Genomic DNA, 16521 nt, shown 5'->3' on the forward strand with positions numbered 1-16521 from the left:
ATTTTTAAATTCTGACCAAAAAAAACCACTCCGAAGAGTGGTTTTAGCAATTCAAAACGAATCAGGCTTGATATTCCTGATCCAGATTTAGCGTAGACAGCGTTCGTTTTCGTACGCTACGAAGAAGGCTTTCATCTTCGATCAGAGACTGCCCATAAGAAGGCACCAGCTCTTTCATCTTGGCTTGCCATTCAGGCGTAGCAAGTCGCTCCGGGAAACAACGTTCAATAACATTGATCATCGTAGGGGTTGCAGTAGAAGCACCTGGAGAAGCGCCTAGCAAAGCTGCCAGGGTTTTATCGGCCGACGAGATAACCTCAGTACCAAACTCAAGCTTACCTTCACCTTCTGCGTTCTTCTTAATAATCTGAACACGCTGACCGGCGTAGGACAATTCCCAGTCTTCATTTTTAGCATCGGGAAAGAAGCGACGTAATGAATCAACCCGGTCACCGTGAGACTGCATAACCTCACTAATCAGGTAACGGGTAAGGTCCATATTCTTGGCCCCTACCTGCATGATAGGTTTCAGGTTATTCAAGCGCATACTCAGCGGCATATCCATAGCCGATCCCTGCTTCAGGAATTTCGTAGTAAAGCCTGCAAATGGTCCGAACAGTAATGCTCGCTCACCATCGATCACCCGACTATCCAGATGAGGTACTGACATCGGTGGCGCACCGATAGGCGCCTGACCATAAACCTTTGCCATATGCTGTTCAACAATCTCTGGCTTTTTACAAACTAACCACTGACCGCTAACAGGGAAGCCACCGTAACCCTCGCCTTCAGGAATACCCGACATCTGCAGCAACGGTAACGCCCCGCCACCCGCACCAAAGAACAGGAACTTAGTCCGGATTTTTTCTACCTGGCCTGTCTCAACATTCTTCAGCTCTACGCGCCAATCACCTTCGGTGTATTGAGACATCTCTTCAACTGAGTGACCCAACAGCAAGTCAAAACCATCTTGTTTTTCAAGGAAGTTAACCATGTTACGTGCCAAAGCACCGAAGTTAACGTCAGCTCCGTAGCGCATCCGTGTCGCCGCGACAGCTTCATCAGCCGCACGGTTTTGCATTATCAGCGGCATCCACTGACTTAATACTTCAGGGTCTTCAGAGAATTCCATCTCAGCAAACTGAGGCTTTGCGCTCAATGCTTCAAAGCGCTTACGCAAAAATTCAACATTCTCGGCACCCATCACGAAACTTTCATGGGGTACATTATTGATAAAATGATGGGGCTCAGGCAGATCGCCCTGCTCAACCAGGTAAGACCAGAACTGTAGACTGGTCTCAAACGCAGCATTAATGGAAAAAGCTTTATCGGTATTGATACTACCGTCGTCATTCTGGGACGTATAATTCAGTTCGCAATACGCTGCATGACCCGTACCGGCATTATTCATCGCATCGGTACTTTCATTCGCAACATGGTCTAAACGTTCAACCATAGCGATTGTCAGAGAGGGGTCTAACTGTTTAAGCAAAACGCCCAGAGTTGTGCTCATCGCACCTGCACCGACCAGCAGTACATCAACAGATTTAGAGGTCATACTCACTTCGCCATTCAATTATAAATAATGGAGGCAGAGAGGTTTTCAGCAAAAGGCTTGTGGCCCGACAGGAAAATAGCACTAACAAAAGTAAGGCCATAACCAATTGATATAACTGAAAATATCTCTGGCAGTTGAGTTAAATTTGATAACCGCGAAACAACAGCAGGAAACCTTTTACTCAAACTGAAACTGTGTCGCTGATTATACTCATTCCGGCAGAAAAATCTTGTGCATTGCGGCATAAATTCATAATCCCTTAGGCTTATTGTTATCCTAAAGTCGTAAGTTTGTGGCGGTTTTACTGCTTTAGTAGCGCAAAAAGGGAAATCACCTGACAGAGACAAAATTTCAAAGGTATGCTCTATTTTTCAAAGCACCACAGACACAAAAAAAGGGCCAACCGGCCCTTTTTCCTTTCAGTTAATCCGTGCTGCTACTGATTGATACGAAAACGACCAACCAATTTCTGTAACTTGTCCGCATCCTCTAATAGCTTCTTGATTTCGACTCTGTTATCGCTGGCTATCTGAGAAGACATCTCTGAATGCCCTGCAATCTCCGTAACCGTCTGATTCAAATTATCACAGACCTGACTCTGCTCTTCAGCAGCAGTAGCGATAACGACTGACATATCCTGAATCTGATCCATATGCTCCACTACTTTAGTCAGTTCGGACATCCCTTTCTCTGACTGACTAACCGCCAGATCGGTCTGCTGAAAACTATGTTGCATACTTTTCACAGCCTCGCCCGAGGCTTTCTTCAGCTGTTCAATACTTTCATGTACCTGGAGTGTACTTGCCTGAGTTCGGGTTGCCAGCGTGCGAACTTCATCGGCAACAACCGCAAAACCACGCCCCTGCTCTCCGGCCCGGGCCGCTTCAATTGCAGCGTTCAGAGCCAGCAGATTAGTCTGCTCTGCAATCTCCTGGATTACACTGACAACCGAGATGATATCCTGAACGTTGACCTCCAGCGTAGAGATCGCTTTGTTTGAACCTGAAACATCATCGGCTAATGTTTTCACCGCGGAGGTTAATTCATTAACACTCGCGCCAGCCTGACCTATATTGTCTCGTGACTCATTGGTTGAGGTTGCCGTTTCCGCCGTATTATGGGCGATATCAGTCGCTGTCGCTGACATCTGAGACATCGCAGAAGCGGAATGCTCGATCTGAATCTGTAGCTTCTGTTGTTGCTCATCCACTTGTGAAATTTTTGAACTGATAGCAGCTGAACGTTGTGTCACACTCTCAGACACAGACACCACCTCTCTAACCATATTCTGCAGGGTTTCAATAAAGCTATTGAAACCATTAGCCAACTCCGCTAATTCATGCTGACCCTTAACATTCAATCTCGCTGTCAGATCACCTTCTCCCGATGCAAGCTCTTTCATTGATTCGGAGATGCTCTGTAAGGGCAACATAACAGAGCGTTTAACCATCACACTGAAAATTATTGCCAATGCCAGCAGAATCAGGCTTGCCAGGGCAAAATAGATCATTAATCCGTTGAGGCTTTCTGTCGATGTTTCATCCATCTCTTCGAGAACTAAGTTCATATCATCAAGATAGAAGCCAGCACCCACCATCAGGTTCCATCGATCTAAATAAATAGCATAAGAGAGTTTCTCTTCCGGGACTTGCTGGTTCGGTTTGGGGAAGTGGTAACTGACGACGCCTCCCCCTTGTTTTCCTGCTTTGATAAGCTCCCGGATTATGAACACGCCATTCGAATCCTGCAGGTTCCAGTAATTCTTACCTATGCCTTTATTGGTCGTCCCCATAAAGACCCGTTCACCCTTATTGCTATAGCCAAAGAAATAGCCACTTTTGCCATATTTCAAATTACGCAGGGTAGGTAGCGCTTCTTCAAGTGCTCCACCTGTTTCATAGATATGACGGATGGAGTTATAGGCCATCTCGTTTAACAGCTTTAACTCTGTTTGCTTCATCTCCAGAAATTTACTTTCTGTCAGGTTAAGCTGATCATCCTTGAGTTGATTACTCTCAATATAAGTCAGTGCAAAGAGAATAATTGCCAATAAAACAATAGGAGCGGTGCTCATTATTGTAAGGCGCTTACTGATAGATAGTGCCATTAGATAAAGTCCCTGGACGGAAGATTTAATATATTACACACATATTATCTTTATATATCAAAGCCTAAGTCACCATTTCGAGGCCAAAAGCTGTTCCTATACAGCCGCTGTTAAACGAAAAAAAGCGGCCGAAGCCGCTTTTAGAAAAAAATAACGATTAGATATCGATCACATCAAACTCAACCAGCGGACTAACGTCTTCTTCATAGTCAACACCGTCTATGCCAAAACCAAACAGTTTGAGAAACTCATCCTTATAGAATTGATAATCCGTGTTCTCAAATAAGTTTTCAGTCGTAATGGTAGGCCAGAGTTCACGGCATTTCTGCTGAATATCATCCCGCAACTCCAAATCATCCATACGCAACCGGTTAGCATCGTCGATCTTGCCAGTATCACCGATAATACCTGTATCAAACAGACGGAATACCTGCTCCATACAACCTTCGTGAACGCCCTCTGCGCGCATGATTTTGAAAACCATAGACAGATACAGCGGCATAACAGGTATTGCAGAGCTTGCCTGTGTCACAACAGACTTCAAGACCGCTACATTTGCACTACCGCCCTTCTCACCCAGTTTTGTATTTAGTGCGGAGGCGGCACGATCAACATCTTTCTTAGCATGACCCAGAGCGCCATCCCAGTAGATTGGCCAGGTGATATCAGTACCAATATAGCTATACGCAACTGACTTGCAGCCTTCAGCCAGGACTCCCGCATCATCCAGGGCCTTAATCCACAGTTCCCAGTCCTCACCGCCCATGACGGTAACGGTATCAGCAACCTCCTCTTCAGAGGCCGGCTCAACTTCTGCTTCAATAATCAGATCTTTGTTAGTATCAATCGCGGTTGAACGGTAGGTTTCCCCGATCGGCTTCAGACAAGAACGGATCACTTCACCCGTTTCAGGCAGCTTACGAACAGGAGAAGCCAATGAGTACACAACCAGATCAATCTGACCCAGATCTTCTTTAATCAGATCGACGGTCTTTTGCTTGGCCTCATTAGAAAAGGCATCACCGTTCAGGCTTTTTGCGTATAGACCGGCTTCGTGTGCTTTTTGATCAAATGATGCTGCGTTATACCAACCTGCGGTACCGGTTTTACGCTCGGTCGCTGGCTTTTCAAAAAACACACCAATAGTGGCAGCACCACAACCAAATGCCGCTGAGATACGTGACGACATGCCGTATCCGCTGGAAGAGCCAATTACCAGTACCCGCTTAGGTCCATTTTCAATCGGCCCCTGAGCTTTGGTGTAATCAATCTGTTCCTGAATATTGCGCTCACAACCTACCGGGTGGGTTGTAGTACAGATAAAGCCACGAATCTTCGGTTTAATAATCATTCTCTATCCACTCTCTTGTCGTACGCCCTATCCATTACTTAGAGGTAAGCGCGCGCACTGAATTTGTTACGAAAAACAGCCCGTAAAGATAACTGATTTCGGCGTTATAATACAGTAATTTGGGAGAAATATAGGGATTACAGGCATATGACAGATGGAAAAAAATAAGATAATTGACACTCTATAATCACAATCAATTACGGCCTGAACAGGCCCTATGAATTATCAATTTCGTACTAACAACACATTCTTTAATAACAGGGAAAGATAAGTTTCTGCAGAACGAGATAAGCAGCTAATTCATAATCTATCTCATGGAAGCCTGGAACCTCCTTGCTTTAACAATCACAACAATAGCCTCTAAGCTTTCCCTTCAACAGATATTTAACCCCACCGATGTGACCCTCCGTAAAAGCCTGACAAGGCGAACAATCTGATAAAACGTTACAGTATAAAATGAATCTATAGCCCTGCATTTTTATCCAACACACACCCTTCCTCCTGAATAAAAAATTGTCTCACTCAAATTGATATCTATCACCGTTCTTTCGAGAGAGGAATGCTAAAGTTCGGCTTTCGTTTTGTCTGGCGTTACCAGAAGATTTAATGCGGAGTCCGAACACCCCGAAAATCTCAACGGGTGCATGAATGCACTGCCTATATCCCTCAACGCATATGATGAAGAGGGTTTCATCAACAGGAGATGAATGTTGTTGGTTAATACCAAGCAAGATATACATAAACCGGATATGGATCTCACCCGCTATATCAACACTTTTGGCCACGCGATGCATCAACGTTACGGTCAAAAGGTCCATAAGGTATCGATCAATGCCGCTTTTACCTGTCCCAACCGGGATGGTACAAAAGGCATTGGCGGCTGTACCTTCTGTAATAATTCATCTTTCAACCCTAATGCCAAAGCAGCGCTGGCGGTTTGCGAGCAGGTAGCTGCAGGCAAGCGCATTATCCGTAAACGCACCGGCGCAAGGAAGTATCTGGCCTACTTCCAGGCCTATACCAATACTTACGCAGAGGTTAGCGCACTAAAATCATTGTACGATCAGGCACTGGCTATTCCAGATGTAATAGGACTGTCAATTGGCACCCGTCCCGATTGCGTACCTGACAAAGTTCTGGATCTGCTAGCCAGTTACCGCGACAGAGGTTTTGAGGTATGGCTGGAATTGGGACTGCAATCCACTTCGGATAAAGTCTTGCGACGGGTCAACCGCGGCCATGGCTTTGGCGAGTATGTTGATGCGATACAACGGGTACAACAACGCAACTTACAATACTGCACCCATCTGATTGCCGGACTACCGGGCGAATCCGTTAACGCCACTGCCAATTCTGCCCGACAGGTTGTTGAAATGGGCAGTACGGGGCTAAAATTACACCCGTTGCATATTGTAAAAGGTACGCAGATGGCCCGGGAATGGAAACACGGCGAAGTCACACCAATGACTCTGGATGAGTATGTTCAGGTGGTGGCCAACATTGTGACTGAAGCTCCGCCTGAACTTATTTTCCATCGTTTAACCGGCACCGCAAATAAACAGTTACTGCTGGCTCCGGACTGGACCGAATACAAGTGGAAAGTACTTAACAGCATCTATCTGGAGCTCGCCCGCAGAGACCCGCCACAGGGCACCGTACTGCAAGTATTCGCGGGGAGTGATACACAGCAGATTACCAGTGTGAATATATAAACCGTTGGTTTAAATACTGTTGAAGAAAACAAATTCAACAGAACAACAAGGTGTTAACACCAATGTTTATACCTTTGCGGCAAACCAGTTGAAGAAAACACCCTAAACTTGAGTATCACCTTTAAGAAACACATGCCTCAATAAGCTTTTCAAACCCGCCGCTTGAGCATATGTGTCACGATAAAACTAAGCACCTGATTGCCGTGCTGATTAGTCCCACGTACATAATAGCGAACAACGCCCAAATCAGGTTTTGACGCTGACGCTTTATGTTCGATTATTTCTAATTCCGAAGTGAGAGTATCTCCCGGGCGTACCGGGGCAAGGAAACGAACTTCATCAATTCCTGGCCCGCCTAGCGAACAAGCCTCAAATATACCCAGCTGTACAAGCAATCGAAAACACAACCCCATCGTCTGGAAACCACTAGCAATTAATCCGCCAAAATGACTTTCAGCTGCGGCATTCACGTCGATATGAAAACTTTGCGGATCATAAGTTAAAGCAAAATCGATGATCTGCGCTTCTGTCAGGGTTGCACTGCGCCCCTTGATCACTTCACCTACTGAGAAATCATCAAAATATCTATCCATCAGCCTACTTTCTCCACATCAATTACTGTGTTCATGCGTTATTGATCCCATCAATATAAGCATAAAAAAAGGGAAGCAAGCTTCCCTTAAATGGTACTTATACAAGCACCAGCACTATTCAAAGCATTAAGACACTGAGCATTTAATACTCAATGAAAGAGCAAAGCCGCTCTCTTAATCTATTATTGACCACTCGAAGTACAACATAGGGCCTATGCTGTACCCCTTACCTGGCGTTTTAGATTACCTTAAATCAATCTGGCCACTTATTTGATCATGCCTCTCTGATCCAGCTGATCCGTTATCTCGCCAAGGATACTTTCATCATCGATGGTCGAAGGCATTTTATACTCTTCATTAGCAACGATTTTTCGTAGGATCGCACGGAGGATTTTGCCGGAACGAGTCTTAGGCAAACGCTGAACCACAACGGCCTTACGGAAACAGGCCAGTGCACCGACCTGATCACGCACCATCTGCACCAACTCTTTTTCCAACTGTTCTTCAGCGATATCTTCACCCGCTTTCAGCAGAATCAGACCCAGTGGCAGTTCGCCTTTCAAAGAATCAGGCACACCAATCACGGCACACTCTGCAACCGCTGGGTGTGCAGACACAACCTCTTCCATCTCACCCGTAGAAAGACGGTGACCGGAGACGTTAATTACATCATCAGTACGGCCGGTAATGAAGACATAACCATCGTCATCTTTGAAGCCTCCGTCACCGGTGTGATAATAACCTTCAAAAGTAGACAGATATGAGCTGGTAAAACGCTCAGGACTCTTCCAGATAGTCCAGGCTACACCTGGAGGCATCGGTAGTTTGACGACAATATTACCGGTTTCATTGGCTTCGACTTCATTACCTTCGCCGTCGACAACACGAATATCATAGCCCGGTACAGGCTTGTTGGTAGACCCCAAACGGACATCAGAAGGATCAGGTAAGCCCATCAACGGCGCAGTCATCGGCCAGCCGGTTTCAGTCTGCCACCAGTGATCAAGCACTGGGACTTCAAGTAGTTCACTCAACCAGGTGTAGGTTGAAGAATCCAGTTTCTCACCCGCAACGAAGACACAACGCAAGCTGGAAAGATCATACTTCTTCGACAAACCACCGGTAGGATCTTCTTTACGCACAGCACGGTATGCGGTCGGGGCGCAGAACATAGAATTCACGCCGTATTCTTCGATAATACGCCAGAAGGTTCCCGCATCCGGGTTACGGATTGGCTTGCCTTCAAAGAAGATTGCACTGCAACCTCCCATCAAAGGTCCATAAACAATCAGGGAATGACCAACAACCCAGCCGACATCTGATGCAGCCCACCAAACATCACCGGGCTGCATGCCGTAAATATTTTTGAGTGCATAGTTAAGCGCAACCGCATTACCGCCATTATCACGCTGGATACCTTTCGGCTGTCCCGTAGTACCAGAGGTATAGAGCACATAGAGTGGATCTTCACCTTTGACCGGCGTACAACCAGCGGGCTCAACACCTTCCTGACATGCGTTCCAATCGAGATCACGTGGCGCAGTCATCTCGGCTTTGATCATCGGACGCTGTACTACGATGGTGTGATCCGGTTTGTTCGTAGAGAGCTCAATCGCCTTATCAACCAATGGCTTATAAGCAATCTTCTTATCAAATTCGATACCGCAGGAAGCGGTAATAATTACTTTTGGCGTTGCATCGTCGATGCGAATTGCCAACTCATTCGGCGCAAAACCACCGAAAACCACCGAATGCGGCGCACCAAGACGCGCACAGGCCAGCATAGCCACTGCCGCTTCAGGGATCATCGGCATATAAATAACGACACGGTCACCTTTTCCAACACCCTGAGCTTTCAGGGCACCGGCAAAGCGACTAACACGAGCCAACAGATCATTATAGGTGATCGCTTCTTTGATACCATCGGCAGCCGGCGAATCGTAGTACAGGGCAACCTGATCACCGCGACCGTTTTCAACATGGTAATCAAGCGCCAAATAACAGGTATTCAACTCTCCATCAGCGTACCACTTGTAGCTACCATGCTCTGTTTTCTCGAGAATATTTTCCGGCTTTTTGTACCAGGCAATATTGTCAGCCTGCTCTGCCCAGAAGGCTTCCGGATTTTCAATTGAAGCCTTGTAGTCCTCGTTATATCCCATGCCGTTACTCCAGTTTCTTATTATATCGGGAGGCTGCCGACCGTCCGGGCCGGCAGTGGTTATACGTCAAATACTTAGTATTACTGGTCTTGATACAGTTTGATGACACTTGAAAAATCCAGACCACCGTTGCCTTTAGCTTTGTGCAGACTAAACAGCGAACGAGCAGCTGAGCCCATAGGTACAGAAGAGGCACTCTGTTGGCTCAGATCCATCGCCAGACCCAGATCCTTATACATCAGATCCACCTGGAAACCGCCCTGGTAGTCATTTGACGAAGGTACTCCGTCCATCACGCCCGGTACTGGGTTATAAACATTCAGCGCCCAGTTACCACCGGAGCTCTGCTTCATTATCTCTGACAGTACTGCCGGATCAAGACCGTTCTTCATACCCATATTCAGTGCTTCACAGGTTCCGGTCATCAGGATAGACAGCAGCATGTTATTACAGGCTTTTGCAATCTGGCCCGCACCACTCTGACCCGCATGGAAGATGTTTTTACCCATCACATCCAATACTGGCTTAGCTTTAGCAAATTGCTCATCTGACGCACCGACCATGAATGCAAGCGTACCTGCTTTCGCACCGCCCACACCACCAGATACCGGTGCATCGATAAAGCTCAGACCACGCTCTGCAGCTGCTGCAGATACGCTCTGAGCCGTTGCCGCATCAATAGTAGAAGAGTCAATGATCAACGCATCTTTAGATATCAGATCAAACAACGGTGCATCGCCGGTCTGGAATAAGCCTTGTACATGCTTACCCGCTGGCAGCATTGAGACAACGAAATCTGCTCCGGTAACGGCATCTGCCGCAGAGGATGCCGCTTGACCACCTTCGGCTACAACGGTATCCATTGCTGCTTGAGAAAGGTCGAACGCTTTAACGTTGTGACCCGCTTTGACCAGGTTAATGGCCATAGGGCCACCCATATTACCTAAACCAATAAAACCAATAGTTGCCATTTTATTTACCTTAATTTTTATTCTGCGGGAACATCGTCCCGAAAATTTTCTATAAATGTGCTAACGGGTTTTTGTCCCAGGGTGACGTAAACAAACTATCTACATACTTAGTATCCACCTCACCCAGTGACGGGAAGGTCCACGCCGGACAGTTATCTTTATCGACTAACAGAGCACGAACACCTTCCGGGAATTCACGCTCCTGGCAGGCACGTACAGACAACACTAATTCATGCTGAAATACTTCCCGCAGGGATAGGTGACGCGAACGAAGCCATTGCTGATGGATCATATAGAGTGCCATCGGGCTTCCATGTGCCAGCGTCTTCTGGGCACCTTTAAACCAACGGTCATCGCTCTCTTGAGTAAGAATTGCGGTAATAATGTCTTTAAGAGTGTCATGATCGGTGACTTTCTGAATCAGCTCGAAATGACTCTGAACCGGTGAATGGCGTACCATCTGGTCTTCGGACTCAGCCTCCATCACACGCAACACGCGGTTCACCGATGCATAAGCATCGCCCTGCCAGCTTTCGCCCTGCAGCCGCTCAATCATTTCCGACAGCTTCTTCGCCCCGACAAAACGATCAGCCAGACCCAGATAGAGTGCATCGGCAGCATTCATCCGGTGACCCGTCAGCCCCATAAATAACCCTGTGCGCCCCGGCATATGGTTGAGGAACCAGCTGCCGCCCACATCGGGATAAAGACCTATGGTGACTTCAGGCATCGCCATATGCGTTGTTTCAGTCACAATACGGTGGCTACAGCCGTTTATCAGCCCCATCCCCCCACCCATTACAAAACCACTGCCCCAGCAGATGATTGGCTTCGGATAGGTATGGATGGTGTAATCTAAAGTGTATTCCCGGGTGAAGAAATCCAACGGAAAATCTTCGTACATCTCGCCAGTCATCGCCTTATACAGGTTAACGACATCGCCACCAACACAGAACGCCTTCTGACCACTACTGTTCAACAACACAGCAACGACACTATCATCGCGCTTCCACGCATCCATCTTCGGCTGAATTAGATCGACCATCTCCAGTGTCAGCGCGTTGAGCGAAGGCTCCGCGTTCAGACAGATCTCTACGACCTTTTTACCATCCTGTGTCGGATACTCGTTAAACAGAACACAACTCATTAACAACCCCTACTTCAAATCCGGTGCTATTTGTTTTTCCACTCAGGAGCACGCTTCCCAAGAAATGCATTAACACCTTCTTTCTGGTCTTCAGTGAAAAACAGATCAACAAAAAGTTCACGTTCAAGAATATAACCGGCTTCCCAGTGCTGAGTGCGATTGTTCTGAATCAACTGCTTACAAGACGCCACTGCTGTCGGGCTCTGCTGGGCTACGTTTGCTGCCAGCTCCAGTGCTTTTTCTAACGCCTGTCCCTGAGGAACCAGTTCCTCAACCAAACCGATTTCCAGGGCTTTAGCTGCTTTAATCCGCTCGCCACACAAAATCAGACGTTTAGTCCAGCCTTCACCCACCAGCATTGTCAGATTCTGCGTACCACCTGCACAAGGTAACAAACCCACTTTCGCTTCCGGCAACGCCATTTGAGACTGTTCTTCAGCAACCCGAACATCACACGCCAGTGCAACTTCCAGACCGCCGCCCATCGCAAAACCATTGATTGCCGCGATAGAGACTCCGCGGAACTGGCTCAATGTTTCAAAGGCTTCACCGAAATAACGCGCCATATCACGGGCAACACTTCGATCACCACCGGCAAACAGGTTCAGGTCAGCACCTGCAGAGAAAAACTTCTCGCCCTGGCCTGTAATCACTAAACTATAAATATCACGATCTGCATTCAGCTCTTCCACCAGTGCTTTTAAGCCTTTCAGACTCTCTTCTGTCCAGGTATTAGCCGGTGGGTTATTCATTGTCAGCAGCGCAATACTGCCACGCTTTTCAACAATCAGCTTATCGGTCATGGTGATCTTCCTTATATATTCTGAGCAGACGTCATGCGTCTTTTATGTTCTTAATCGCGCGTAAAAAATAACTCGTTATAGAATCGCTGCCGCATTTTCCAGCAACAATCGACGGGCGATAATGACGTTCATAATTTCATTAGTACCTTCCAGGATCCGGTGTACCCGGTTATCCCGCAGGAAACGTTCCATCGGATATTCTTTGATGTAGCCGTTACCGCCAAAGATCTGCAGTGCCTCGTCGGCCACATTGAAGCCCACATCGGTCGCAAACCGCTTTGCCATAGCGCAGTATGTGGTTTTATCCGGGTGGTTATTATCCAGACGGGAAGCCGCCATACGGACCATTTGACGCGCTGCCACCAACTCTGTCGCGGCATTAGCCAATTTAAATTGCAACGCCTGGAAATTCGCCAGCGTTTTACCGAACTGCTTACGCTCATGCATATATTCGCTGGCATTATCTAATGCCTGCTGCGCAGTACCGATAGAGCAAGTCGCGATATTAATACGGCCACCATCAAGGCCACGCATTGCGATCTTAAAACCATCGCCTTCCTGCCCCAGAATAGCCGACGCAGGAATACGCACATCTTCAAACGTAATCATACGAGTTGGCTGACTATTCCAACCCATTTTTTCTTCTTTACGTCCGTAGGTAACACCTGGCAGGTTGGCATCAATAGCAAAGGCGGAGATCCCTTTAGGACCATCAACACCCGTGCGGGCCATCACCACCAAACAATCAGTAGAACCGGCACCAGAGATAAATATCTTGCTGCCATTTAATATGTAGTCATCACCATCACGACGGGCTGTTGTCTTTAGAGACGCCGCATCGGAGCCAGCATTCGGCTCGGTAAGACAGTAGGATGCCAGTTTTTCACCGGCGGTAAGTTCTGGACACCATTGTTGACGCACATCTTCTGCGCCAAATTCAGAGATCATCCAGGTGGCCATATTATGGATAGTGATGAAAGCGGTAGTTGAGGTACAACCCATCGCTAACTGTTCGAAGATAATACTGGAATCCAGACGACTCATTCCCAGACCACCAACATCCTCATGAGAATAGAGGCCGCAGAAACCCAGCTCGCCCGCTGCTTTCAAAACATCTACCGGGAAAGTCTGCTGCAGATCCCACTCACCAGCATTAGGAGCCAGTTCGTTCTGAGCGAACGCGCGTGCCATATCAGCAAACGCCACCTGTTCTTCGTTCAGTTCAAAATCCATTATTCACCTCGTTCTAAAGACCTTGTTCCTAGTGCATCACAACAGGTCATGTAGATTTTTATTAGTTATTCATCAAAATAATGATCTTCTCTTTCAAGCAGATCATAAAGCACTAACCGCTTAGGGATATCACGCCATCTGCCGGCTGGGCAGCACCATTAACAAGAGTCAATGAGCAGCCCAAACCGGCAGATAACCTAAACGCAGTCGCTTTATTTAAGATTGATAGAGGTATTTACACCTGTATCAATATCATCCTCGAACCAGCGAGCGGTCACAGTCTTAGTCTCAGTGTAGAAACGTACTGCCTGCTTACCGTAAGCATGCTGATCACCGTAGAACGATTTTCTCCAACCCGTGAAGGAGAACATAGGCAGAGGCACAGGTACCGGTACGTTAATACCCACCTGACCCACTTTGATCTCGTGCTGATACTTACGCGCAGCTGCACCCGATGAGGTAAACATTGAAGTACCGTTACCGTATGGGTTGTTGTTAATCAGTTCGATTGCTTCTTCAAGTGTTTCAACTTCAAGGGCGATCAACACAGGTCCAAAGATCTCTTGCTGGTAGATCGACATGTCGGTGGTTACACCGCGGAACATGGTTGGGCCTACCCAGTTACCGTCTGGGTAACCTTCAACCACAACATCGGAACCATCCAGAATACAATCAGCACCCGCATCTTTACCTTGCTGAATGAAGCCCAGAACCTTCTCTTTTGCTTGTGGGTTAATTTGTGGACCGTAACCCGCTTCCGGATCATTCCATGCACCCGGGCGAACTTTAGCCAGTGCATCACGTACTTCTGGAATCCACTCTCGCGACTTACCAACAAAGACCGCAACAGAGATCGCCATACAACGCTGACCTGCCGCACCGACAGACGCTCCGGCAATGCTGTTAACAACCTGATTTTTCGCTGCATCCGGCATGATAACCATGTGGTTTTTTGCACCAGCAAAAGCCTGAACACGCTTCATCTTATCAGTGCCGGTACGGTAGATATGCTCACCTACAGCAACGGAGCCGACAAAAGAAATTGCGGGGGTATCTTTGTGCGTTAACAGCTGGTTTACCGCATCTTTAGTGCCGTGTACTACCTGCAACAGACCCGCCGGAGCACCTGCTTCCTGGAATAGCTCAGCCAGACGCATCGGCGTCAGCGGATCTTGTTCAGAAGGCTTCAGTACAAAAGTGTTACCGCAGGCGATTGCCATAGGGAACATCCATAGAGGAATCATTGCAGGGAAGTTAAAGGGAGTAATACCCACACACACGCCCAGTGGCTGTGTAATGCTATAGCAGTCAATCTTACGGGCTACGTTTTCAACGGTCTCACCCATGCTTAGGGAAGCGATGTTACAAGCATGCTCAACGACTTCGATACCGCGCCATACGTCGCCTTTAGCATCTTCAAAAGTCTTACCGGTTTCCTGCGCCAGCAGGGTCGCAATCTCATCGTGATTTTCTTTTAGCAGATGCTGGTAACGCAGCATCAAACGAGCCCGCTCACCCACTGGTGTCTCTTTCCAGGTTTCAAATGCAACTTTAGCTGCTTCAACCGCCTGCTCAACTTCTGCATCAGTTGCACAAGGCACCTGGGCAATAACTTCTTGAGTTGCTGGGTTCGTCACCGGAAGCCATTGCTCACTCTGGCTCTGAATCATTTCGCCGTTAATCAGTAGAGGGACTTGCTGGGTCATTTTTTTCACCTTGCTAGGCTGTGTATGCGACCTGGCCACACAGCGTTTAAGTTAATTCTCAGTCATTATTTAAGCACAGCAACCTGTTTTGCCAGATTGATTAAATTGCTTAATTACTGGACTATCTTGCTGCATATCGCGTTCTAGTCCAAAAATCCTTATAAATCCTTATCTTCTGCCGGTTTCCGTACTCTTAGTTACGAAAACTTTATATCAAATACTCACTTAATCAGACGATAACAGGCTCATATTGCGTTTCTATCCAACCAATCTGTGATCATTGCCATCTGCTCTTCGGATTGTAACGAAGGGTGATGCCCGATATTCGGGATAGTGATCACCTCAGCCTTAGGGCCGGTTGTTGCCATCCGCTGGGCAGTAGACTCTGTCAGAAAGTCTGATTCCTCACCCCGAATCACCAGTACCGGACACTCAATACGGTCCCAGCGGGACCAGAGATTTATATGCATAAAGGCCCAATACCGTTTGATCGTCTCGCCGATCTTTGGGTCACTATGTAAACGATACTTACCCTGCTCATCCAGACGCACACCGTGGCGGGTGTAATGCTGCCAATCCTTATCCTCCATTGGCAGCGTCTGAACATATATTTTACGAAAATACTCTTCTGCTTCATCAAGTGAATCAAACGCCGGATCAACACAGAGGTAATCTTTGATACGCCTGATGGCAGGAACAGGAATAAAGGGACCGATATCGTTGATCACCAGCCTTCTTAGTGGAGACTTTTTTTCAGACGCTAATACAATTCCGATCAGCCCTCCCATCGAAGTACCAATCCAATCCACTGCATTCGCACCGGAACGGGCGATAACCTGCCGGTGATCCGACGCAAACTGATCCAATGTATAATGACTATGGTCTTTCAGCCAATCACTATCACCTCGTCCCACAACATCGGGACAGAGTACATGGTGGTTTGCCGACAATTTCCCCGCCAACTTATCAAAGTCACGTGCATTGCGCGTCAGCCCATGAACACAGATAACAGTCCGCTCAGGATCAGGCTCACCCCACTGGGTATAGGCAATCTTATGATAACCGTCGGGGCCATAGCCCAACACCGTATGCGAGGCAGGTTCTGGCTGAACATTTGCCACCAGAGTCTCTTTCTTAGCTGCACCCGACATCATTTACACCACACCTTGAATAATCCA

12 protein-coding genes are annotated in these 16521 nt (G+C 47.4%); 1 reads left to right on the plus strand and 11 read right to left on the minus strand.

What is annotated here, in order from left to right:
- Nucleotides 1-61 precede the first annotated feature (61 nt).
- From mqo to fabV, 3 genes are all read right to left on the minus strand, one after another.
- Nucleotides 62-1558: a malate dehydrogenase (quinone) gene (gene mqo / locus AMJAP_RS10465; protein ID WP_019620625.1), complete on the minus strand. Its 1497-nt coding sequence runs from the start codon at nt 1556-1558 to the stop codon at nt 62-64.
- Between the two features lie 436 nt (nt 1559-1994).
- Nucleotides 1995-3665, minus strand: a complete 1671-nt coding sequence (locus AMJAP_RS10470) for a methyl-accepting chemotaxis protein (RefSeq protein WP_019620624.1) — start codon at nt 3663-3665, stop codon at nt 1995-1997.
- Nucleotides 3666-3822: 157 nt separating this feature from the next.
- Complete coding sequence (gene fabV, locus AMJAP_RS10475; protein WP_019620623.1) at nt 3823-5016, minus strand: enoyl-ACP reductase FabV; 1194 nt, start codon at nt 5014-5016, stop codon at nt 3823-3825.
- Nucleotides 5017-5723: 707 nt separating this feature from the next.
- On the opposite strand from fabV, the gene mnmL reads away from it, so the two are divergent.
- Nucleotides 5724-6728 (plus strand): tRNA modification radical SAM protein MnmL/YtqA, encoded by a 1005-nt coding sequence (mnmL, locus tag AMJAP_RS10480; protein ID WP_019620622.1) that lies wholly within the window; start codon nt 5724-5726, stop codon nt 6726-6728.
- A 149-nt stretch (nt 6729-6877) separates the two neighbouring features.
- On the opposite strand, the gene AMJAP_RS10485 is transcribed toward mnmL, so the two are convergent.
- From AMJAP_RS10485 to AMJAP_RS10520, 8 genes are all read right to left on the minus strand, one after another.
- Nucleotides 6878-7321: a MaoC family dehydratase gene (locus AMJAP_RS10485; RefSeq protein ID WP_019620621.1), complete on the minus strand. Its 444-nt coding sequence runs from the start codon at nt 7319-7321 to the stop codon at nt 6878-6880.
- 266 nt (nt 7322-7587) lie between these two features.
- Nucleotides 7588-9483, minus strand: a complete 1896-nt coding sequence (locus tag AMJAP_RS10490) for an acetate--CoA ligase (protein WP_019620620.1) — start codon at nt 9481-9483, stop codon at nt 7588-7590.
- A gap of 80 nt (nt 9484-9563) precedes the next feature.
- Nucleotides 9564-10469: a 3-hydroxyisobutyrate dehydrogenase gene (mmsB, locus tag AMJAP_RS10495; RefSeq protein ID WP_261872458.1), complete on the minus strand. Its 906-nt coding sequence runs from the start codon at nt 10467-10469 to the stop codon at nt 9564-9566.
- A gap of 34 nt (nt 10470-10503) precedes the next feature.
- Nucleotides 10504-11601 (minus strand): enoyl-CoA hydratase/isomerase family protein, encoded by a 1098-nt coding sequence (locus tag AMJAP_RS10500; protein ID WP_019620618.1) that lies wholly within the window; start codon nt 11599-11601, stop codon nt 10504-10506.
- 26 nt (nt 11602-11627) lie between these two features.
- Entirely contained in the window at nt 11628-12404 is a 777-nt protein-coding gene (locus tag AMJAP_RS10505; protein WP_019620617.1) for an enoyl-CoA hydratase, read from the minus strand.
- A 75-nt stretch (nt 12405-12479) separates the two neighbouring features.
- The gene (locus AMJAP_RS10510; protein ID WP_019620616.1) at nt 12480-13637 is read right to left on the minus strand and encodes an acyl-CoA dehydrogenase family protein; all 1158 of its coding nucleotides are present in this window, start codon (nt 13635-13637) and stop codon (nt 12480-12482) included.
- 212 nt (nt 13638-13849) lie between these two features.
- Nucleotides 13850-15343, minus strand: a complete 1494-nt coding sequence (locus AMJAP_RS10515; RefSeq protein WP_019620615.1) for a CoA-acylating methylmalonate-semialdehyde dehydrogenase — start codon at nt 15341-15343, stop codon at nt 13850-13852.
- Nucleotides 15344-15588: 245 nt separating this feature from the next.
- Nucleotides 15589-16497, minus strand: a complete 909-nt coding sequence (locus tag AMJAP_RS10520; RefSeq protein WP_083935244.1) for an alpha/beta fold hydrolase — start codon at nt 16495-16497, stop codon at nt 15589-15591.
- Between the last annotated feature and the right edge of the window lie 24 nt (nt 16498-16521).

It is taken from the genome of Amphritea japonica ATCC BAA-1530 (assembly GCF_016592435.1).
Classification (GTDB): Bacteria; Pseudomonadota; Gammaproteobacteria; order Pseudomonadales; family Balneatricaceae; genus Amphritea; species Amphritea japonica.